This is a genomic window from Thermopolyspora sp. NPDC052614 (assembly GCF_040678635.1).
Lineage (GTDB): Bacteria > Actinomycetota > Actinomycetes > Streptosporangiales > Streptosporangiaceae > Thermopolyspora.
Genome location: NZ_JBFATZ010000002.1, coordinates 495,281 through 517,222, shown reverse-complemented (window position 1 = coordinate 517,222; position 21,942 = coordinate 495,281). Strand labels below are relative to the sequence as shown.

The window sequence follows — 21,942 nt, the reverse complement described above, 5'->3', positions numbered from 1 at the left end:
TCCGCCGCTCGCCCGGCCGCTAGCGCAGACCCCGCATCATCGCGTCGATGTCGGCGCGCAGGCGCGGGTCGTCGGGCTGGACCAGACCCACGACGACCGCACCGACCTCGCCCCCGCCGAGCACCATGACCCGCAGGTAGGAGGGCCGGTTGACCACGTCGTGGTACTCGGCGCGCAAGGCCCGGATGTAGGCGGTGCGGCCGTTCACCGTCAGGCCCCCGTCCTCGACCACGGTCACCTTGTCGCCGTGCAGCAGCAGCCTGGAGTAGATGTCGGTGAGCTCCTGCGCGGCCTGACGGAGCCCCGAGGGCTGTACGGCGTCGCCCGGCCTGGCCATCACGACCGCGTCGCCGTCGTGCGTGACGACCGAGGTGAACGCGGTCACCGGAGCCACCTTTCCCTCGTGCCACCCGGGCGGCACCGGGTAGGTCACGCCGGCCAGGCGGTCCACGGCGTTCACCGGCGGCGCCGTGGCGGCCCGTACGCGGTCGAGGACCAGGTATCCAAGACCCGCGATCAGCCCGCCGACGACGAGGAAGACGGCGACGCCGACCAGCGCCCGGGCCAGTCCGGGCGGGATCTTCGGCGGTGGGGGCGCCTCGGGCGTGCCGTACACGCGGGCCGAGGGCGGCAGGGCGTCCGCGGCCAGGGCGGCCGCGTCCGGGGCGGCCGGGGCGGTCGGGTGCAGGGCGAGATCCCCTGCCGGCGGCGGCCGATCGCCGGACGCCGCGTCGGGCCCGTGCGTCGTCTCCTGTTGTCGCGGCGGCCAGACGCGGCTCGCGTACGGCTGCCGGCGTGATGGCGGTCGTTCGTCCACGCGGCCTCCTGGTCGAGGTCCCAGGAGTATTCAAACCCACTCCCCCGCCTCGGCAACCAAGATCCGCATATTCGGAATCGAAGATGCGCGAGTCGGCATGGCCGGAAGCCCCGGAACTACGTGGACGCGGGCTTGCGGTAGGCGTTCCACATCTGCCGGAGACGGGTGGCCTGGCCGGGGGTGAAGTGCGTCATGCACCGGTCGTGTGAGTAGTCCATGAAGTTGTGCACCGGATCCTTGCCCGGCGCTGGGCAGGTGTCCTTGTTCTGCGGGCAGCCCTGGGTGGCGACCGCCTCCGGCGGGGTGTCGTCGACGTGGTCCCCCGGCTCGGCGCAGCCGTTCTCGAAGGTGTGCAGCAGGCCGAGCCAGTGGCCGATCTCGTGCACGCCGGTCATGCCCCGGTCGAAGTTCGGCATCGACCCCCCGGGCAGGGTGCGCCAGTCGATCACCACGCCGTCCAGGACCGGCGCCGCCGGGTACTGGTAGGGGTAGGTCGCGTAGCCGAGCACGAGCTCCCCCAGCTCCGCCACGTACAGGTTGAGGGTCTCGGGTCCGCCGCGGCGCAGTGACCGTTTCAGCGCCTCCTCGTGGCCGAGGGGGTTGCGGAACCAGGCCGGGTTGTCGGTACGCGTGATGCCGCGCAGGCGGAAGGAGATTCCGGTGTCGGCCCCGCCCTGCTTTCCGCCGTAGGCGTCGTTGAGCGTGGCGATCTGCCGTCGCACCGCGTCGTCGGTGGCGCCCGTACGCCCGGAGGTCACGACATGGACCCAGGTGGGCACCTCGATGGGCGCGGCCTTGCGGGAGGGGTCCGCGAGCGGCGCCCGGCGCCGGAAATCGGCCATCATGCGGGCGATCTCGGCGGCGTCCGGGGCGTACGGCTCCTGCCCGCGCTCGCTCAGCCGTAGGCCGTAACGCGGCCCGCAGCGGCCGTCCCAGGCGTCGGCGCTGCCGGGAACGATCGCCACGACGAGCAGGAACAGCAAAGAGGTGGCGATCGGACGCCGGGCCATGCACTCCCCCGATTGCAGTAGGCGGAGTGCTGACCGTAACCCGGAGCACACGGCCGACGGGCGACCAACACACGGTGACGGTCACCGCACACCGGGTTTTGACCTCGCCCCCGCGCAAGAAAAGGCGACCGATGCCGGTCGCCTCTCCTCGCACCGTGGTGGGCGGTCGTCCGTGGCCGTCCGCGGCGTCCGCCCCGCTCGGGAGGCCGCCACCCTCACCTACCGCTTCGCCGCCACCCTGGCCCGCACCTGGCGGCCCGGCGACGAGATCGTCCTCTCCCGCCTCGACCCCGACGCCAACGTCCGCCCCTGTATGAAGGCCGCCCAGGCGGCCGGGGCCGTGGTGCGCTGGGCGGAGGTCGTCGGCCGGTCTCGCCGGGCCGCCCTGCCGGGCCTCACCCCGCGCGTCGCCAGCAGCGACGATCCGCCCGCCACCGTCGTCGGCGACGACCGCGCCGACGTGGAGCAGCGCGTCCGCGCGAGGGACGGACACGCGAGCGACGGGCGCGCGGGAGCGGCTCGTGTCGTGTCGGCCAGGTCAGTCGTTGGCCGGCTCGCCCGCGGGCAGCTCCTCGTAGATCTTCTTGCACTCGGGGCAGACCGGGTACTTCTTCGGGTCCCGGTTGGGGACCCACACCTTGCCACAGAGCGCCCGGACCGGGATGCCGGTCACGTTGCTTTCGACGATCTTGCTCTTCTCCACGTAGTGGGCGAATCGCTCGTGGTCGCCGTCGCCGTGGGAGAGATCGGGGCGGACGTCGCTCTCAGGAAGGATCTTGGTGCTCAACTGGCCTCCTCCTCCGGCCAGGCGAGCACAGGTTCACTGTGCGCACTGGCTCGCTCGCTTCGCTCACTCACGACATCCGAGTGTATTGCGTCCATGCCGGTCGCGCGGCGGGCGAAACGTCCGGGTCGCACGCATCCCCGGTTCGAGCACGGCCCGCTTGACGCTTGACGCGAGGACGCGCCGCGGCCCCCGCCTTCCGCCGGACGGCCCTCCGGGGTGTGCTGTGGCCGCGGCGCGCCCGACACACGCGTGTCAGCCGACGTGCACCGGGGCGTCCGCGGACGTCTTCCGGCCCGCCTTCACGAACGCGGCGAGCACGGCCGCCCCGACGGCGACGCTCGCGCTGATGAGGAACCCGAAGTGCATGCCGTCCAGGAACGACAGGTGCGCCGCCTGGGTGAGCGCCTCAACGACCTGGGGCGGCGTCCCCGCAGGCGCGGGAACGACTCCGGCGGCCACCGCGCCCGCCATCTGGTCCACCTGCTGCGGGGTGGGCGCGGGCAGCTTGGCGTCGGTGAAGTGCCCGGGCAGCACGTCCGTCACCCGCGCCGTGATGATCGCGCCGAGTACGGCGGTGCCGAACGACCCGCCGACCTGCATCGCGGACTGCTGCATGCCGGACGCCACGCCGCTGAGGTCCTCGGGGGAGTTGCCGACGATGACCTGGGTGGCGCCCACCATCACCGGCGACAGGCCGAAGGCGAGCAGCGCGAACGGCACGGCCGAGGCGAGGTAGGAGGCGTCCAGGTCCAGGCGCGACAGCAGGAACATCGACGCTGCCGTGATCAGCATGCCGGCCACCATCGGAATCCGGGGTCCGAGTTTGCTCATCGCGAGCCCGGCCAGCGGCGAGGCGACGATCATGCCCGCGCTCATCGGCAGCATGCGCAGCCCGGAGTCGAGCGGCCCGAGGCCGTGCACCCCCTGGAAGTAGAAGGTGATGAAGAACATCGCCCCGAACATGGAGAAGGCCACCAGCACCATGAGCACGGTGCCGATCGAGACCGACGCGTTGCGGAACAGGCCGAGCGGCAGCAGCGGCTCGGCGGCCTTGGCCTGCCAGGCGATGAAGATCGCCCCGATCACCAGGGCGCCGGCGAAGAAGCCGATCGTCCTGGCGTCGCCCCAGCCGTACTGCGGAGCCTTGATGATCGCCCAGATCAGCAGGAACATCGCGGCCGAGAGCAGCAGCACGCCCAGGTAGTCGATCTTCGACAGGAACTTCGCCTTGCTCTCCTTGATCACCCACGCGCCGACGGCGACGGCGAGGACGCCGATCGGCACGTTGATGAAGAACACCGACTGCCAGCTGACGTTCTCCACCAGCAGGCCGCCGACGATGGGGCCGGCGGCGGAGGACAGCCCCATGATCGCCCCCCACACGCCGAACGCCACGTTCAGCCGCTCGCCGGGGAAGGCGACCCGCAGCAGGGCGAGCGCGGCCGGGTTCAGCAGCGCACCGAACAGCCCCTGCAGTACGCGGAAGGCGATCACCCAGCCGATCGAGGAGGTGAGGCCGATCGCCAGCGAGGCGAGCGCGAACCCGGCGATGCCCACCAGGAACAGCTTCTTGTGCCCGAACAGGTCACCGAGCTTGCCTGCGGTGATCATGAAAACCGCGAGGGCCAGCAGGTAACCGCTGGTGACCCACTGCAGGTCGGCGAGCGAGGCGCCGAGCTCCCTGCCCATAACCGGGTTGGCGATCGACACCACGGTGCCGTCGAGCAGCACCATCATCACGCCGAGCGAGACGGCGAGCAGTGTCAGCCACGGATGGCCGTGACCCCGGCGCGTCGGCGCCTCGGGATCGGCGGTCAACGCTTTCTCCATGGACGTCCCCCATTGATCGCGTGGTGCCGCGGGTCAGGGCCCCGGCCCGGCCACACGTCGTACAGACCCTAAAGTGACGGTGGCGACTATATGTCAGCAGCTGACACAAGACAAACTATTTAATCTGTCGGTCCCTGTCATCTGGCATACTGTGAAATCCAGATGTCATAGAGGTGACAGGAATGGCGCACGAGATCGGCCTGCGCGAGCGCAAGAAGCGGCAGACCCGCCTCGCCCTTATCGACGCCGCCCTGGATCTGTTCCTGCGCCAGGGCTACGAGCAGACGACGATCGACCAGATCACCGAGGCCGTCGAGGTCTCCCAGCGCACCTTCTTCCGCTACTTCGCCGGCAAGGAGGACCTGCTGGCGTACTACACGGGGACCGCGGAGGAGATCCTGGTCACCGCGCTGGCCTCGCGCCCGGCCGACGAACCCCCCTTCGTGGCCGCCGCCGAGGCCTTCCGCGCCTTCCTCCGCTACCTCGGCGAGGCGAGCCCCGAGGAGAGGGAACGGTTCGACCGTGCGCGTCGCGTCCTCGAGGCCGAGCCCGCACTGCTATGGGTGCACTGCACCCACATGGAGGAGATCGAGCAGCGGCTCGGCGCGATCATGGCCGAGCGCATGGGGGTCGATCCGGCGGTCGATCCACGTCCGCGCATCGTGGTCGCGATGATCGGCGGCGCCGTCCGGGTGGGCTTCATGGGTTCGCCGTGCCACGACGCGGCGTCTTCCGCCCACTCCTCCGCCATGACTTCCGCCATGACCCCCGCTGTGACCCCCGCCGTGACCCCCGCCGTGACCTCCGTCGTCCGGCAGGTGGAGCAGGCCCTCGCCCTCGCCGAGGAGATGTTCGACCCCGCCTGGCACACGTGCGCTCCCGGCACGGTCCGCGCCGCCGCGCGTCTCACCTGAGATTCAGTTCATTTCGCTTGCCTAATTCATTTGTGGATCGTCCGGGCAGGTCGCCACGAAGGCCAGTTCTCCCGGCTGCCTGCGCAACACCATACGCCACAGCTTTTCCGGATCATCATGGAAGGTGTCCCCCGGCTCCGCGTCGATGAGGTACCAGGCACCCTGCTTGATCTCGGCCTCGAGCTGCCCCGCCGTCCACCCGGCGTACCCGGCGAAGATCCGCATCTGGGCGATCTCCCCCGCGAGGATCTCGGGCGGCGCGTCCAGGTCCACGGTGCCCAGCCGGGCGACCGCCGGGGTCGGCGAGTGCAGGCGACGCCAGCCCAGCGGCTCCTCGCCGCTCGGCACCGCCGCCAGCGCCAACGCGCTGTCGGTCTGCACCGGCCCGCCCTCGAACAGCACCGACGGCCCCGTGACCAGGGAGTCCCAGGAGGGAAGCACCTGGGTCACGGAGATCTCACTGGGGCGGTTCAGCACCACGCCCAGCGTGCCGCCGTCGTCGTCGTGCTCCAGGATGAGCACCACGCTCCGCCGGAAATTGGGGTCGTCGAGCAGTGGCGTCGCCACCAGCAGCGCCCCGACGTAGATCCCCTCTGCCATACATCCATGATGGCGGGTATTGCGCGGAACGCGAGCCTCGCCCCCTACTTAGACACGACGAACCGCTCACGATTCCGCCACAGCGTCCTTACATGCCCATATACGGCCTATACGCCGTTGCACGCCCTACACCGGTCTTTCACGGCCTTACACGTCCGGACGCGCTCGTACGCGTCCGGACGCGCCGGGCCGTGGTGGGCCGCGCCGGGCCACGCCGGGCCGTGGTGAACCCTCGGAGTGGCTCGGGCGAGCGGAACGCGCGCCCGAGCGCGGGCTCACGCCTCGGTCATGCCCCGAGCGCGGCCCCCGGCCGACTCCCGTACGGCGGCCGCCACGGTCGCGGCCACGTCGGGGTGGAAGACGCTGGGGATGATGTAGTTGGGGCCGAGCTCCTCGTCGGTGACCACCGCCGCCAGGGCCCGTGCCGCCGCCAGCAGCATCTCCTCGGTCACGGTGCGGGACTGCGCGTCGAGCAGGCCGCGGAACACGCCGGGGAAGGCCAGCACGTTGTTGATCTGGTTCGGGTAGTCCGACCGCCCGGTGGCCACCACGGCGGCGTGCTCGCGCGCGTCGTCGGGCGAGACCTCCGGATCGGGGTTGGCCAGCGCGAACACGACCGCGCCCTCGGCCATGGTCGCGATGTCGTCGCCGGTGAGGATGCCGGGCGCGGACACGCCGATGAAGACGTCGGCCCCCTTGACCGCGTGCCGCAGGTCGCCGCTGTAGCCGTCGGCGTTGGTGTTCTCGGCGATCCAGCGCAGCGAGTCGTCCAGGTCGTCCCGGCCCAGGTGCACCGCGCCCCGGTAGTCGCACACCACCACGTTGCGGGCGCCCGCCGCGAGCAGCAGCCGCAGCACCGCGGTCCCGGCCGCGCCGGCGCCGGCGAGGGTGATGCGCACGGTCTCCAGGGACTTGCCCACCACGCGCAGCGCGTTGGTGAGCGCCGCGAGCACGCAGATCGCCGTGCCGTGCTGGTCGTCGTGGAAGACGGGGATGTCCAGCAGCTCGCGCAGCCGCCGCTCCACCTCGAAGCAGCGCGGGGCGGAGACGTCCTCCAGGTTGATGCCGCCGAACCCGGGGGCGAGGATCTGCACGGTCCGCACGATCTCGTCCACGTCCTGCGTGTCGAGGCAGATCGGCCAGGCGTCGATGCCGGCGAACCGCTTGAACAGCGCCGCCTTGCCCTCCATCACCGGCAGCGCCGCCGCCGGGCCGATGTTGCCAAGCCCCAGTACGGCCGAGCCGTCGGTGACCACCGCGACCGTGTTCCGCTTGATGGTCAGCCGCCGCGCGTCCTCGGGATTGCGCGCGATCGCCATGGAGACCCGCGCCACGCCGGGCGTGTACGCCATGGACAGCTCGTCGCGGTTGCGCAGCGGCACCTTCGACTGCATCTCGATCTTGCCGCCGAGGTGCATGAGGAACGTGCGGTCGCTGACCTTGTGGATGAGCACGCCCTCGACCGCGCCGAGGCTGTCGACGATGGACTGGGCGTGATCGGTGTCCTTGGCCGCGCAGGTGACGTCGATGCGCAGCCTCTCGTGACCGGCGGTGCTGACGTCGAGCGCGGTGACGACGCCGCCGGCGTTCTCGACGGCGTGGGTGAGCTGGCTGACGGCCTTGCCGCCGGCTGGCACCTCGAGCCGGACGGTGATCGAATATGAAACGCTGGGCACGGTGGCCACGTCACTACGCTCCTTCGCCCCGGACCTGGGTGGGTTTTTCCATCGTGCCACGGTAAAGGATGTGACCGTGGGGATGCCGCCCATCCTCCGTGCCTGTTCACCGCACGTGTGCCACGCCCTCGGCGATTTCCGGGCAGGCGTGAGCGGCCCGGTGCCCGCAAGGAACCGGGCCGTGCCGAAGACGACCTCCGGGGCCGGTCAGAACCAGGACGCCAGAACCAGGGGGCCAGAACTAAGGGGCCAGAACAGGGAGGTCAGAACAGGGCGTTCGCCAGCGACCTGCGCGCCTTGGCCACGGCCGGGTCGGCGGTGGGCAGGGTGTCGAACAGGCCGATCAGGTGGGTGCGCACCCGGTCCCTGTCGTCTCCCGCGGTACGGCGTACCAGGCCGATGAGGCGGTTGAACGCCGACTCGACCGAGCCCGCCAGCATCTCCAGGTCGGCCGCCTGAAGCTGCAGCTCGATGTCGTCGGGCGCGTCCGCGGCGGCGCTCAGCACCTGAGCCTGGTCGAGTCCCTGGGTGCGCTTGAGCAGCCCCACGCCGGCCAGCCCGATCTTGGCGTCGGCGTTGCCCGGGGCACGCGCGAGCAGGCGCTCGTAGGCCGCCTCGGCGGCGTCGAGGTCGCCCTCCTCCACCGCGCGCTCGGCGGCGAGCAGGTCGGGGTCGGCGGGAGGCCCGTCGCCGGCCTCGGCGGTCTGCTCGCCGACCGGGCCGAGATACTGCGCGAGCGCCTCCATGAGCTGCCCGAGCCACTGGCGTACCTGCGCCTCGGGGATCGCGCCCTGGAACCCGGTGACCGCCTGCCCCTGGAAGATCGCCAGCACGGTCGGGATGCTCTGCACCCGCAGGGCCTGACTGATCTGGGGGTTGGCGTCGACGTCCACCTTGGCGAGCACCCACCGGCCGCCCGCCTCGGCCGCCAGCTTCTCCAGCACGGGGCTGAGCTGCTTGCACGGCTCGCACCAGGTCGCCCAGAGGTCGAGGATGACCGGAACGCGCATCGAGCGCTCGATGACCTCGGCGGTGAACGTCTGGTCGGTGACGTCGATGACCGTGGCGGTCGGGGGCGGGGCGCCGCCGGCCTTGGCCTGGGCCGCCGCGGCCTCACGCCGGGCCTGGGCCTCCAATGCCTGCTTGCGTGCGCCAAGGTCCACGGCGCCGTAAAGCGATCCGGGTCGAGTGAAGTCCGCAGGGCTCATATGTCCAATCCTGCCATCGCCCGCGCACTGGTGGTCACCCGCACGCCGGTGCCGGTACGCCCCGCCCGCGAAGGCGCCGAAAAGCGATCGCGGGGCGCGTCGGTACGGGCTGGCGACGGGCTCTCGGTGAGGGCTCGGTGAGGGCTCAGTGCGGGTTCGGTGAGGGCTCACCAGTGAGGGCTCGGGTGCGGGCGACGCGTGGTCGGCGCGGGCTCTTGAAGCGGGCGGGCTCTTGAAGCGGGCGGGCTCTAGAAGCGGGCGGGCTCTAGAAGCGGGCGGGCTCTAGAAGCGGGCGGGCTCTAGAAGCGGGCGGGCTCGGAGTAGGTGCCCCACACCGCGCGAAGCGCGTCGCAGATCTCGCCGAGCGTGGCCTCGGCGCGCGCCGCTTCCAGCATCGACGGGATCAGGTTGCCCTCCCCACGGGCGACGGCCGTCATCTCCGCCAGGGCGCGGTCGACGGCCCCCTGATCCCGGGCCGCCCGCCGCTCGGCGAGCACCCGCCGCTGCTCCACCTCGACCTCGTGGCCGACCCGCAGGATCTCCAGCGGCTCCTCCACGGTCGCGGTGTGGCAGTTCACGCCGACGACGCGCTTGTCCCCCTTCTCCAGTTTGCGCTGGTAGTCGAAGGCGGCCTCGGCGATCTCGGAGGTGAACCAGCCGTCCTCGATGCCGCGCAGGATGCCCGACGTCATCGTCCCGTCCCCGCCCATGTCCCGGATCCTCTCGAAGATCGCCTCCGCCTCGGCCTCCAGCCGGTCGGTGAGCGCTTCGACGTACCAGGAGCCGCCGAGCGGATCGACGACGTTGACGACCTCGGTCTCCTCCATGATCACCTGCTGGGTGCGCAGCGCGATCTCGGCCGCCTTCTCGCTCGGCAGCGCGAGCACCTCGTCCAGCGCGTTGGTGTGCAGCGAGTTGGTGCCGCCGAGCACGGCCGCGAGGGCCTCGATCGCGGTGCGGACGATGTTGTTGTCGGGCTGCTGGGCGGTGAGCGACACCCCGGCGGTCTGGGTGTGGAAGCGCAGCCACTGGGCGCGCTCGGTGGTGGCGCCGTAGACGTCGCGCATCCACCGGGCCCAGATGCGGCGCGCCGCCCGGAACTTCGCGATCTCCTCGAAGAAGTCGATGTGCGCGTCGAAGAAGAACGACAGCCCCGGCGCGAACACGTCCACGTCGAGCCCGCGGCTCAGCCCGAGCTCGACGTAGGCGAACCCGTCGGCGAGCGTGAAGGCGAGCTCCTGCGCGGCGGTGGAGCCGGCCTCCCGGATGTGGTAGCCGGAGACCGACAGCGGCTTGTACGCCGGGATCTCGGCGGCGCAGAACTCCATCAGGTCGCCGATCAGGCGCAGGTGCGGCTCGGGCGCGAACAGCCACTCCTTCTGCGCGATGTACTCCTTGAAGATGTCGGTCTGCAGCGTGCCGTCGAGCGCGCGGTGCGGCACCCCCTGCCGCTCGGCCGCCACCAGGTACATGCAGAAGATCGGCACCGCCGGCCCGCTGATCGTCATCGAGGTGGTGACCTCGCCCAGCGGAATGCCGTCGAACAGCAGGTCCATGTCCATGGCGGAGTCGACGGCCACCCCGCAGTGGCCGACCTCGCCGAGCGATCGGGGGTCGTCGGAGTCGCGGCCCATGAGCGTCGGCATGTCGAAGGCGACCGACAGGCCGCCTCCCCCGGCGGCGAGGATCATCTTGTAGCGCTCGTTGGTCTGCCGGGCGTTGCCGAACCCGGCGAACTGCCGGATCGTCCAGGTCCGCCCCCGGTAGCCGGTGGCGTACAGCCCTCGGGTGAACGGGTACTCCCCCGGCCAGCCGATGCGCTCGAAGCGCGGGTCGTCGCCCTCCGGCCCGTACACCGGATCGACCGGCAGACCGGACAGCGTCCGGAACTCGGCGTCACGCTCGCGGGCCGCGTCGTAACGTGCCTGCCAGCGGGCTCGGCCGGCCTCGATCTCGCGACGCTCCATCGTTCCCCCTCGATACGACCTTGACGCCAACAAATACTAGGACGTCCTACTAATTCTTGCCAGAACACCGTCAGATCACGCCTTGGTCGCGGAATTCCGACAGCTCCTGACAACGTCGGTAAATGCCCCCAAGATGACTCATCGTGATCTCTACCTGTAAGGAGGTAGTGTGAAGCGCGTCATCATCGCCGCCACCACCGCCGTCGTGGTGGCCTCCCTGGCGGCACCCGCCCACGCCTTATCCGCGGCCCCCACCGGCGTCGGCTCCCCCACCGGCGTCGGCTCCCCCACCGGCTCCCCCACCGACACGGCCGCGGAGCACGAGTACCTCGTCCTCTACAAGGAGGGCGCCGACCCCGCCGCCGCGAGAAGCGCGATCGAGGCCGCGGGCGGCCGCATCGTCAAGGAGAACGGGGCCGTCGGACTGGCCACCGTGACCAGCGCCGCCGCCGACTTCGCCGCCGCTCTCGCGGGCAACCCGACGATCGAGGGCGTCGCGCGGGACCGGATCATCGGCTCGGTCCCGCGCGCCGCCCGGACCGCCGGGGCGAACGTCCGCACGGCCGCCGACCGCGCGCTCGAACGGGAGGGGAACCTCGACCGCAGGCCGAACCGCCACACCCCCCGCAAGCCGCGCGACCTCACCGAGCCCCTGGCCCACCTGCAGTGGGACCTGCAGCACATAGGCGCCACCGCGTCCGGCTCCTACCGCGTGGAACAGGGCGACCGGCGCGTGCTCGTCGGCATCATGGACACCGGCGTCGACGCCTCCCACCCCGACATCGCCCCCAACTTCAGCAGGGCGCTGAGCCGCAACTTCACCGTCGACATCCCCGTGGACGCCAACGGCGACGAGGTGGACGGCCCGTGCGAGGCCGAGCCCGACGGCTCCTGCCAGGACCCCGCCGACGTCGACGAGAACGAGCACGGCACGCACGTCGCCTCCGCGATCGCCTCCCCGATCAACGGCCTCGGCATCGCGGGCGTGGCGCCGAAGGTGACCCTGGTCAACCTGCGCGCCGGCCAGGACTCGGGCTACTTCTTCCTCCAGCCGACCGTGGACGCGCTCACCTACGCGGCGGACATCGGCGTCGACGTGGTGAACATGAGCTACTACATCGACCCGTGGCTGTTCAACTGCACCGACAACCCCGACGACTCCCCCGAGGACCGCGCCGAGCAGGCCACGATCATCAAGGCCACCCAGCGCGCGCTCAACTACGCCCACCGCCGCGGCGTCACCCTGGTCGCCGCCCAGGGCAACCAGGCGATCGACTACACCAAGACGAACGTCGACGCCACCAGCCCGGACTTCGCCTCCGTGCCGGGCGAGGCGCCGCGCAGCCGTACCGTCCCGCCGGCCTGCCTGTCGCTGCCGACCGAGGGCGACCACGTGATCTCGGTGAGCTCCACCGGCATCTCCAAGCGCATGGCCTACTACTCCAGCTACGGCAACGGCTCGGTGGACGTCTCCGCCCCCGGCGGCGACGTCTACAACACGCCGACCAACGACCTGGACCGCACCTACGGCACGCTGTCGGCCTACCCCAAGGCGATCGCCGAGGAGCGCGGCCAGCTCAACCCCGACGGCACCCCGATCGTGCCGCAGGTGGTGCGGGACTGTGACGCCAAGGGCGTCTGCGCGTACTACCAGTACCTGCAGGGCACGTCCATGGCCTCCCCGCGCGCCGCGGGCGTCGCCGCGCTGATCGTCAGCAGGTACGGCAAGCCGGACAGGTTCCGCGGCGGCCTCACCCTCGACCCGGACACGGTCGAGCGCGTCCTGAAGACGACCGCGACCAACATGTCCTGCCCGCCGGGCGGCACCTACACCTACACGCGCAGGGTTCCGCAGCCCGACGGCTCGGTCAACACCGTGGTGACCACGCACACCTGCGAGGGCACCACCGCTCGCAACGGGTTCTACGGCGAGGGCATGGTCAACGCCCTCAACGCCGTGCGCGCGCGGCACTGACGCGCGGATCCACGCGCTCCACGCATCACACCTGACGGCCGGCGGCGAACGCGTTTCGCGCCGGCCGTCAGGCCGTTCCGGCCCCGGCCGGGTCCGCGGATCCGCGGTTCGCCTCGGCGGTGAACGCGGTGTCGCCCGGACCGCCGGCCTCCCCGCCGACCTTCCCGCCCGTCTCCCCGTCCGCCACTGCCCGCGCGCCGGTGTCCGTGCCCGAGCCGGTCCCCGGGGCCGTGCCGGGGCCGGCGAGGGCCGGGTCGAAGTCCCCGGCGGCGACGCGCAGCGTGCGCAGCAGGTCGAACAGGCCGTCCAGTTCCCGCTCGCCGTACATGGTCATGCAGAAACCGGCCGCCATGAGGTCGCCGGTGGCCCTGCGGACCACGTCGCGGCCGGAATCGGTGATCTCGGCGAGGACCCCGCGGCCGTCCCGGGGGTTGCGCAGGCGGCGGACCAGGCCCGCCCGCTCCAGCCGGGTCACCGTGTTGGTCACGCTCGTCGGATGCACCATGAGCCGTTCGCCGATCCGCGACAGCGGCAGCGCACCGGTCCGGCTGAACGTGAGCAGCACCAGCGCCTCGTAGCGGGCGAAGGTCAAGTCATACGGCCTGAGCAGCGTGTCCAGTTGTGCGAGCAGGATCTGGTGCGCTCTCATGATCGACGTGACCGCAGCCATGGCCGACGACGCGCCGAAGCGATCGCGCCAGGTCTCGGCGGCGCGCTCGATGGGGTCGAAGGGCAGATTGAGAGGTTTGGGCCGACCGGTACGCACAGCCGTACGGTAGCGTGCCTCGCGCCGGTTCGCCCAAACACATAACGTAATAGGATCACCCGTTTAACCAAGAAACACGACGGCAAACATCACGCTCAGTTATGGTTGTCGCGTCGAAAGGGTGAGGCTGCGGCAAAATCCGCGAGGAAGGCCGCGTCGCGACCACGCGCGGGGGCGCACGGTCGCGACGCGACAGGGGGCCGACCTCGCAGCGGTGCCGGGGGGAAACGGCATCGTGCGGATCGCCGCCGCCCTCCCGCACGGGGGGTTGGCAGATGAACATCAGCCAGCGACGGGCGGCGTGGCCGGGGGCCACGCGGGCTCGTGCGTAGGCACAGGGGCGTCACGCGGGAGGAGTTGAACCAGAGCGCGGCGGTCGCGGTCGCCGTGCTGCTCGGGCTCGGCCTCGTCACCGCGTGGAACGTCCTCATACCCGGCGTGGCCGCCTGGGAGAACACGGTGGGCGCCGTGGTGGGCTCGCTGCGGCTCACCGGGCCGGTCGCGGCCGCGTTCGCGGCCTGGGTCGCCTTGCGCAAACGCCGCGCCCGGCGGCGTCGCGCGCCGGTCCCGGGGGCGTGGCGGGCGTTGCGCGCGCCGCTGGCGGTGCTGCTGGTCGTCGTGGCCGCGTTCGGCGCGACCGTGCTCGTGCTGGCGGTCAGGAGCGCGCTGAGCGAGCAGGCGGGCAGGCTGCCGCCGAGCGGTCTGGCGGCCGGGGCGGCCGGGCTGACGTTCTTCGTGGCGCTGGGCTGGCTGGCCGGGTGGGCGCTGCCGCGCGGCATCACCCCGTTCGCGGTGCTGGCCGGCGGGTACGCGCTGTCCCAGTGGGCGGCGAACGGGCCCGGCTGGGCCGAGCGGCTCGCGCCGGCGATCCGCGAGCCGTACGACCTGTTCGGCGGGCTGAATCCGGAGGCGTTCGCCGACCAGGCGCTGTGGCTGGCCGGGGCCGGCGCGGCGGTGCTGCTCGGGTGGGCGGCCGTCGTCAGCCGCCAGGTCCTGCCGGCGCTCGCCGCCGCGGTCGCGCTGACCGCGGGCGGCGCGGGAGTGGCACGGCTGCTCGCCGGGCCGGACCGGCCGATGGCCGCGAAGCCGGTCGCGTACGCCTGCCAGGAGTGGCCCATCACCGTCTGCGTGCACCCGGGCATGCGCGCCGGCCTGGACGAACTGAGCGCCACCTTCATCACGCTCGCCTCACGCCTCGCCGGCACCCCGGGGGCCTTCTCCAGGGTCGAGCAGCACTCCCGGCGCGAGCGGCCGGATCTCGCCCCCGGCGTCGTGCCCGTCCACGTCGACGACCTGCGCCCCGGCTACGCCGACCGCGCCGTCGCCGAGTTCACCGAGCGGCTCGCCCCACCCTGCCCCGGCACGGCCGGCGGCTACCGCGAGATCGTCCTGGCCTGGCTGCGCGGCGACCCCATCCCCGCGGGCGACCTGCCCGAGCACCGCCGGGCCGCCGCCTGGTTCTCCGTCCTCACCGAGCAGCAGCGGCGCGACTGGCTGCGCATGTTCTTCACCGACTTCGCCCGCTGCCGCCTCGCCACCAACCACTTCGCCGGAGGAAACTCCCATTTCTCTCCCCCGGCGCCCGCCGTCCGAGACGTCTATCCCGTCAACCCGTCCCCCGGCTATGTCCCCTCGCGGTGACTCACCCCGGTACGCCCCGAATGGGGATCGAGCGGGCATGGCGTGTGAAGTCGTACCGTTCCAGGGAATGTAAGGATGGTGAACCGGCAGACCTCCTCCCCCAGGGCCGCCTCCCCCGCACCAAAGGACTCCGCGGTCCCATCCGGTGCCGCGGACGGCCCGGGCCTGCCGCCGCCCCCGGCGCCGCCCCGAGGACGCCGACGCCCGCGGCTGCTCGCCGGGTTGCTCGTGGTCGCGGTCCTGCTCGTCGTCGGCGTACGGCTGACCTGGTCGTGGCTCAACCCGTTCGCCGAGACCACGATCGACCGCAGCCCGCCCGTGCTGCTGCAGTCCATCCAGAACCTGAGCCGCTTCGAGGCCGCCTCCGGCACCTTCCAGGTGATCGTCGATCTGGAGAAGGACGCCGCATTCCTGCCCGACGCGATCAAGGGCAGCCGGACCCTGTTCGTGGGTGTGGGCAGCGTGGACGCCTACGTCGACTTCAGCCGGCTGGCCTCGGACGCGCTCATGGTCTCCGCCGACGGCGAGACGGTGACGGTACGCATCCCCCACGCGCAACTGGAGAAGACCAACATCGACAACCGCCGCTCCTACGTCTACGCCCACGAGCGCGGCCTGCTCGACCGCGTGCAGGAGTTCATGTCCTCCTCGCCCCAGAACCAGCAGGAACTCTACGTGCTCGCGGAAAAGAAGATCGCCGAGGCCGCGGCAGCGAGCGACCTGCGCGCCCGAGCCGACCAAAACACCCGGGCGATGCTGGAGGGCATGCTGAAGTCCCTGGGTTTCACCACCGTCATCATCCAGTGGTCCGGCGAAGCCTGAGCGTCCCGTCGCAAGCACTGCAACCGATCACCACGCCACACCGCCGTCCGCCACGAGGGCACCGCCGACCTCGCCCCAGCGCTGGTCACCCACCCCCACGAACCCAGAGCACCCGGTCACACCCGCCGGACGTGGCGAAGCCTGAGCGGCCCCTCGCAAGCACCGCAACCGACCACCACGCCACACCGCCGTCGGCCACGACGGCACCGCCGACCCCGGCCCACCGCTCATCACCCACACCCACGAACCCAGAACACCCCGATCACACCCACCGGACATGGCGAAGCCTGAGCGGCCCCTCGCAAGCACCGCAACTGACCACCACGCCACACCGCCGTCGGCCACGACGGCACCGCCGACCCCGGCCCACCGCTCATCACCCACACCCACGAACCCAGAACACCCCGGTCACACCCACCGGACGTGGCGAAGCCTGAGCGGCCCCTCGCAAGCGCCGCGTCCGCCATGACGGCACCGCCGACCTCGGCCCAGCGCTCATCACCCACGCCCACGAACCCAGAGCACCCCGGTCACACCCGCCGGTCGTCACGCTGCCTTCGGCCTTGATGTCACCGTGGCGGCGCCGCGTTCATGTCAATTTCATGTCGCCGACGTCCGCCGACGCGTCCGTGACGACGTGCACGAGGTCGACGGCGGTCTTCGGATGCGGTCTGCGAATGACGCCTGGAAGTACGTCCCCGACCCACGCGGGGGGCTCGGGAGCCCCGGTGGTCCTGCGGCACATCGTGGTGCCATCCGCCGGTGGCCCTTGGGCTCAGATGTCGGCGATCAACTCGGCGGCGGCCGTGTAGGGATCGATCCGGCCGTCGAGGACCCGCCCCGCCAAGGCGTCGAGGCGGGCGTCGCCGTGCACCCGCGCGAGCCGGGAGCGCAGGCTCGCGACGGCGATGGCCTCGATCTCGTCGCGGGCCCGTGCGCGGCGGCGACGTTCCAGGTCGCCGGACTCGGCGAGGTAGGCCAGGTGCTTGTCCAGGGCCTCGACGAGCTCGGCCGCGCCCTCCCCGCGGTTGGCCACGGTGGTGACGATGGGCGGGCGCCACGCGGCGTTTCCCAGCGCGACCATGGTGCGCAGTTCGCGGACCGTCGCCTGGGCCCCGTCGCGGTCGGCCTTGTTCACCACCAGCACATCGCCGATCTCCAGGATGCCCGCCTTCGCCGCCTGGACGCCGTCGCCCATTCCCGGGGCGAGCAGCACGATCGTGGTGTCGGCGAGCCCGGCGATGTCCACCTCCGCCTGCCCGACGCCGACGGTCTCGACCAGGATGACCTCGCAGCCCGCCGCGTCGAGCACGCGCAGCGCCTGCGGCGTGGCCCAGGCCAGCCCGCCCAAATGGCCGCGGCTGGCCATCGAGCGGATGAAGACGTCCGGGTCGGTGGCGTGCTCCTGCATGCGTACCCGGTCGCCGAGCAGCGCTCCGCCGGTGAACGGGCTGGACGGATCGACGGCGAGTACGCCCACCCGCATCCCGCGCCGCCGCAACTCCCCGATGAGCATCGAGGTGGTGGTCGACTTGCCCACCCCGGGCGATCCGGTCAGCCCGATGATCCGCGCGCTGTACGGCTTGCGCCCGCCCGGCACCGGCACGGCCAGTTCCGCCATCACCCGGCGCAGCGTCTCGGCGGCGGCCTCCCCCGCGCCCGGCCCCGGCTCGTGGCGGCGTACCGGACCTGATACCGGGCCGCGTACCTCACCTGGTACCAGGCCTCGTACCGGACCTGGCGCCGGGCCCGATACCGAACCTGGTGCCGGACCTCGTACCAGACCTGGTGCCGGAGCGGAGACGGCCGCGGCGCGCTCGATCAGGGAGATCAGCCGCGCCACCGCGCGCGGCCGTCCCTCCCGAGTACCCGCGATCAGCTCACCGATGTCCGCGGCCACGCCCGCCTCCGATCACGTCGCGATCCGATCCGCACGCCTCCGCCGCACGCCCTCGCCGCACCTCCAAGCCGCCGGTGAGGCGCCGGCCACCTTGAGGATGAGGGCGTCGCCCTGGCCGCCGCCGCACAGCCCCGCCGTGCCCACGCCGCCGCACCTCCCGGGCCGCCGGTCAGGCGCCGGCCACCTTGAGGATGAGGGCGTCGCCCTGGCCGCCGCCGCACAGCCCCGCCGCGCCCACGCCGCCGCCGCACCTCCAGGCCGCCGGTCAGGCACCGGCCACCTTGAGGATGAGGGCGTCGCCCTGGCCGCCGCCGCCGCACAGCCCCGCCGCGCCCACGCCGCCGCCGCGGCGGCGCAGCTCGTGGGCGAGGGTGAGCACGATGCGCGCGCCCGAGGCGCCGATGGGGTGGCCGAGGGCGATGCCGCCGCCGTTGACGTTGACGATGTCGAGCGGCACGCCGAGCTCCTTGACGGACTGGAGCACCACGGCGGCGAACGCCTCGTTGATCTCGATCAGGTCGAGGTCCGCCGGGGTGAGGCCCTGCTTGCCGAGGGCGTGCCGGATGGCGTTGGCCGGCTGCGACTGCAGCGAGTTGTCGGGGCCGGCCACGTTGCCGTGCGCGCCGATCTCGGCGAGCCACGGCAGGTTCAGCTCGTCCGCCTTGGCCTTGGACATCACCACCACGGCGCACGCGCCGTCGGAGATCTGGGAGGCGGAGGCCGCGGTGATCGTGCCGTCCGGGGCGAAGGCCGGCTTGAGCCGGGCCAGCGCCTCAAGGGTGGTGTCGGGGCGCACGCCCTCGTCGGCGGCGAACATCACCGGCTCGCCCCTGCGCTGCGGCACCGGCACCGGCACGATCTCGTCGTCGAACACGCCGTTCTTGATCGCGGCGGCGGCGAGCCGGTGCGAGCGGACCGCGTAGGCGTCCTGCTCCTCGCGGGTCAGGCCGAGCGGCTTGTTGTGGCGCTCGGTGGACTCGCCCATCGCCACCTGGTCGTAGGCGTCGGTGAGCCCGTCGTACGCCATGGAGTCGACGATGCCGGCGCCGCCGTACTTGACGCCCTTGCGCATGCCGGGGATCAGGTGCGGCGCGTTGGTCATGGACTCCATGCCCCCGGCCACGACGATGTCGAACTCCCCGGCGCGGATGAGCTGGTCGGCCAGCGCGATCGCGTCGAGGCCGGACAGGCATACCTTGTTGATCGTGAGGGAGGGCACGGTCATCGGGATGCCGGCCTTGACCGCCGCCTGACGCGAGGGTATCTGGCCCGCCCCGGCCTGGAGCACCTGACCCATGATCACGTACTCGACCTTCTCGGGCGACACGCCGGCGCGCTCCAGCGCGGCCTTGATCGCGATGCCGCCGAGGTCGACGGCGGACAGCTCCGACAGGGATCCCAGCAGCCGACCGATGGGCGTACGCGCTCCGGCGACGATGACAGAAGTGGACATCAGGGCCTCCCTACTCCCGCGGCCTGGTGACTTTGCCACCATACCCATGAGGCCGCGTCCGGCCGTGAAGGAGGGGGAGACCTGTGGATAACCGCATGTTCCTGCGCATCGACCATGTCGGGATCGCGTGTCACAACCTGGAGGAGAGCGTCGCGTTCTACGAGTCGACCTTCGGCCTGACGGTGGTGAGCCGGGAGGTCAACGAGGAGCAGGGCGTACGCGAGGCGATGCTGCGCGTCGCCGACGGCGGCCCGGCCGCGCTGGGCGGGTCGTACATCCAGTTGCTGGAACCGCTGAGCCCGGAGACGGCGGTGGGGAAATTCCTTGCGAAAAGGGGTGAAGGCGTGCACCACGTGGGCTACGGTGTGGCTGATGTGGCAGGAGCGCTTGCCGAAATCGAGGCCAAGGGGGTAAGGCTGATCGACAGGCGCCCGCGGCATGGATCCATGGGCGCCTCGATAGCGTTCTTGCATCCGAAGGACGTCGGGGGGGTTCTGACGGAGCTGGTCGAGGCACCGAGGCACGACTCGTGATGTAAGTGATCACGAGGAGGGTTCATTCGTAACAAGTCGCGCATAAAGTCGGAGGGGGCGTCCAACAAGGCGACGCCGGAGTACGCTGGCCTTCCACCGAACGTGGACCGTGCCGCTGACGCAAGGAACCGGGCATACGGGGCGAAGGGTGAGCTTCGGCTAACCCTCGATGTCGAGTGCCCGGCCAATGCCATGCGGCAGGGGCCACGTCGGGAGTCCGAACCCCCCGTCCGGCCCGTGTAGCCGTCTCGACAACCAGGATCGAGCCTCATGCAGTCCGACATCGACGCCCAGCTCAATAATTTCTTCGAAGACGCCCCCATGCGGGAATTCGACGTGGTGCTCCGCGGCTTCGACCGGCACCAGGTTCACGACCACCTGAAGCAGCTCGACGCCGAACTGCGCCAGGCCCGTGAGCAGATTCTCGCGCTGCAGCGCGAACTCGCCGACTCACAGCGGCAGCTCCAGGAGCAGGAGCGCCCGACCTACTCCGGATTGGGCGCCCGCATCGAGCAGTTGCTGCGGCTCGCCGAGGAGCAGGCCACCGAGCTCGTCCAGGCCGCCCGCTCCGAGGCGAACGAGATCAAGGCTGCGGCGAAGGTGGAGGCGGCCGACACGCGCGCCGCCGCCGAGAACGAGGCCGCCGAGAAGCGCGCCCTCGCCAGCCGCGAGGCCGACGACATGCGCTCCACCGCCGAGCGTGAGGCCGACGAGATCCGGTCCACGGCCCGCCGTGAGGCCGAGGAGCTGACCGCGACCACCGAGCGCGAGGTCGCCAAGCTCCGCTCGACCGCCGACCACGAGGTGGCCGAGAAGCGCGCCGACGCCGAGCGCGAGATCGCCAAGCTGCGCACCACGACCGAGCGCGAGGTCGCCCAGCTGCGTGCCTCCACCAAGCGCGAGCGGGACGAGATCCTCACCACCGCCAAGCGCCAGGCCGACGAGATGCGCGCCCAGGCCCAGCGGGTACTGGAGGAGAGCGAGGCCAAGCGCGCCCAGGACGAGGCCGAGTTCGAGATCCAACTCGCCGCCCGGCGCGAGGAGGCCGAGCGCCAGGAGGCCGAGCGCCACGCCAGCGCCCAGGCCCACACCCAGAAGATGGTCACCGAGGCCGAGCAGCGGGCCGCGACCGCCGAGCAGCGGGCCAGCAAGGCCACGCAGCAGGCCGAGCAGACCCGCCGCGAGGCCGACAACCACGCCAAGCAGCTCATCGCCAACGCCCGCAAGAACGCCGACCAACTCGTCGCCGAGGCGAAGGCGAGCGCCGAGTCGATCGTCTCCGAGGCCAAGGCGGAGGCCGAGCGCACCCTCACGATCGCGCAGCGCCAGGTCGACGAGCTGACCCGCCAGCGCGACAGCATCACCAGCCACCTCGCACAGCTGCGTCAGCTCCTCGGCGGCGCCCCGCTGCCGGGCATGGAGGAGCCCGCCCCGGCGGTGGCCGCGCCTGCGCCCAAGCCGGCCCTCGCGCCGACCGTGAAGCCCGCCGTCGAGAAGCCGGTGGCCGCCCCCACCACTCCCGCTCCGGTGTCGAGCAAGAGCACCGAGCCCGCCGAGGACGCGGAGTGGTGGCAGGAGTGACCCTGCGGGGATGATCAAGTGACCCGCCGGGGCACGATCCGGCACGGTATCGGGGATTAAGGCACGACGGAGGAGAGCCTGGCGACGTTACGATCGCTAGGCTCTCCTTCGTTGCGTGTCGCGGCCGGTTCGCGGCCTTCTCCGGCGGGGCGACGCGCCTGCCGGGCGGGGACATGACTCGATCAAGGAGCGGAAGTGGCCGATTCCATCGCCCCCTCGGCGTCGCAGCCGCACGAGGGCGAACCGCCGCAAGCAGGCGCGGGCGACATCGGCGCCGGCACCCAACCCCCTGCCGAGGCCAAAGCCGGGGCCGGCACCGGGAGCAAGGCCGAGACCGGCACCGAGACCGGCACGGGAACCGAAGCCGGGAACGGTGCCGGACATCAGGGTGCCGGACATCAGGGTGCCGGACATCAGGGTGCCGGACATCAGGGTGCCGGACATGAAGGTGCCGCAGGCGAG

General features: G+C 71.7%; 16 protein-coding genes and 2 pseudogenes. 7 read left to right on the top strand and 11 right to left on the bottom strand.

Going from position 1 to position 21,942, the window contains the following annotated elements:
* Positions 1–19: 19 nt before the first annotated feature.
* The 4 genes from AB0K60_RS05805 to AB0K60_RS05790 all read right to left on the bottom strand — a co-directional run bounded on the left by AB0K60_RS05805 (position 20) and on the right by AB0K60_RS05790 (position 4,444).
* A complete protein-coding gene (locus AB0K60_RS05805) occupies positions 20–817 on the bottom strand; it encodes a hypothetical protein (protein WP_364049015.1) in 798 nt (265 codons plus the stop codon).
* Positions 818–933: 116 nt separating this feature from the next.
* Entirely contained in the window at positions 934–1,827 is an 894-nt protein-coding gene (locus tag AB0K60_RS05800) for a zinc metalloprotease (protein WP_364049014.1), read from the bottom strand.
* Positions 1,828–2,365: 538 nt separating this feature from the next.
* Entirely contained in the window at positions 2,366–2,614 is a 249-nt protein-coding gene (locus AB0K60_RS05795) for a DUF3039 domain-containing protein (RefSeq protein ID WP_364049012.1), read from the bottom strand.
* 252 nt (positions 2,615–2,866) lie between these two features.
* On the bottom strand, positions 2,867–4,444 hold the full coding sequence (locus AB0K60_RS05790) for a DHA2 family efflux MFS transporter permease subunit (protein WP_364049010.1): 1,578 nt from the start codon (positions 4,442–4,444) through the stop codon (positions 2,867–2,869).
* Positions 4,445–4,626: 182 nt separating this feature from the next.
* Here AB0K60_RS05790 and AB0K60_RS05785 point away from each other — a divergent pair, with 182 nt between their 5' ends.
* On the top strand, positions 4,627–5,358 hold the full coding sequence (locus AB0K60_RS05785; RefSeq protein WP_364049008.1) for a TetR family transcriptional regulator: 732 nt from the start codon (positions 4,627–4,629) through the stop codon (positions 5,356–5,358).
* A 21-nt stretch (positions 5,359–5,379) separates the two neighbouring features.
* On the opposite strand, the gene AB0K60_RS05780 is transcribed toward AB0K60_RS05785, so the two are convergent.
* The 4 genes from AB0K60_RS05780 to AB0K60_RS05765 form a co-directional block, all read right to left on the bottom strand.
* Positions 5,380–5,958, bottom strand: coding sequence for a YqgE/AlgH family protein (locus tag AB0K60_RS05780; protein ID WP_364049006.1), 579 nt, complete (start codon positions 5,956–5,958; stop codon positions 5,380–5,382).
* Positions 5,959–6,233: 275 nt separating this feature from the next.
* Complete coding sequence (locus AB0K60_RS05775; protein WP_364049004.1) at positions 6,234–7,643, bottom strand: NAD-dependent malic enzyme; 1,410 nt, start codon at positions 7,641–7,643, stop codon at positions 6,234–6,236.
* Between the two features lie 254 nt (positions 7,644–7,897).
* A complete protein-coding gene (locus AB0K60_RS05770; RefSeq protein WP_364049002.1) occupies positions 7,898–8,797 on the bottom strand; it encodes a tetratricopeptide repeat protein in 900 nt (299 codons plus the stop codon).
* Between the two features lie 344 nt (positions 8,798–9,141).
* Positions 9,142–10,809, bottom strand: coding sequence for a methylmalonyl-CoA mutase family protein (locus AB0K60_RS05765; protein WP_364049000.1), 1,668 nt, complete (start codon positions 10,807–10,809; stop codon positions 9,142–9,144).
* Positions 10,810–10,978: 169 nt separating this feature from the next.
* Between AB0K60_RS05765 and AB0K60_RS05760 the strand changes: the two genes are divergently transcribed.
* Positions 10,979–12,784, top strand: coding sequence for a S8 family serine peptidase (locus tag AB0K60_RS05760; RefSeq protein ID WP_364048998.1), 1,806 nt, complete (start codon positions 10,979–10,981; stop codon positions 12,782–12,784).
* 253 nt (positions 12,785–13,037) lie between these two features.
* On the opposite strand, the pseudogene AB0K60_RS05755 reads toward AB0K60_RS05760, so the two are convergent.
* A pseudogene (locus AB0K60_RS05755) lies at positions 13,038–13,550 on the bottom strand (MarR family transcriptional regulator); the annotation flags it as partial.
* A gap of 324 nt (positions 13,551–13,874) precedes the next feature.
* On the opposite strand from AB0K60_RS05755, the gene AB0K60_RS05750 reads away from it, so the two are divergent.
* Together AB0K60_RS05750 and AB0K60_RS05745 are read left to right on the top strand one after the other, a co-directional pair.
* Positions 13,875–15,191 (top strand): hypothetical protein, encoded by a 1,317-nt coding sequence (locus AB0K60_RS05750; RefSeq protein ID WP_364048996.1) that lies wholly within the window; start codon positions 13,875–13,877, stop codon positions 15,189–15,191.
* Between the two features lie 75 nt (positions 15,192–15,266).
* Positions 15,267–16,013: a DUF4230 domain-containing protein gene (locus AB0K60_RS05745; protein WP_364048994.1), complete on the top strand. Its 747-nt coding sequence runs from the start codon at positions 15,267–15,269 to the stop codon at positions 16,011–16,013.
* Between the two features lie 775 nt (positions 16,014–16,788).
* On the opposite strand, the gene meaB is transcribed toward AB0K60_RS05745, so the two are convergent.
* Positions 16,789–17,913: a methylmalonyl Co-A mutase-associated GTPase MeaB gene (gene meaB / locus AB0K60_RS05740; protein ID WP_364048992.1), complete on the bottom strand. Its 1,125-nt coding sequence runs from the start codon at positions 17,911–17,913 to the stop codon at positions 16,789–16,791.
* 265 nt (positions 17,914–18,178) lie between these two features.
* Entirely contained in the window at positions 18,179–19,366 is a 1,188-nt protein-coding gene (locus AB0K60_RS05735) for an acetyl-CoA C-acetyltransferase (RefSeq protein WP_364048990.1), read from the bottom strand.
* 95 nt (positions 19,367–19,461) lie between these two features.
* Here AB0K60_RS05735 and mce point away from each other — a divergent pair, with 95 nt between their 5' ends.
* The 3 genes and pseudogenes from mce to AB0K60_RS05720 all read left to right on the top strand — a co-directional run.
* The gene (gene mce / locus AB0K60_RS05730) at positions 19,462–19,899 is read left to right on the top strand and encodes a methylmalonyl-CoA epimerase (RefSeq protein WP_364048988.1); all 438 of its coding nucleotides are present in this window, start codon (positions 19,462–19,464) and stop codon (positions 19,897–19,899) included.
* A 270-nt stretch (positions 19,900–20,169) separates the two neighbouring features.
* The gene (locus tag AB0K60_RS05725) at positions 20,170–21,480 is read left to right on the top strand and encodes a cellulose-binding protein (RefSeq protein WP_364048986.1); all 1,311 of its coding nucleotides are present in this window, start codon (positions 20,170–20,172) and stop codon (positions 21,478–21,480) included.
* Positions 21,481–21,675: 195 nt separating this feature from the next.
* Positions 21,676–21,942: pseudogene (locus tag AB0K60_RS05720) on the top strand (hypothetical protein); the annotation flags it as partial.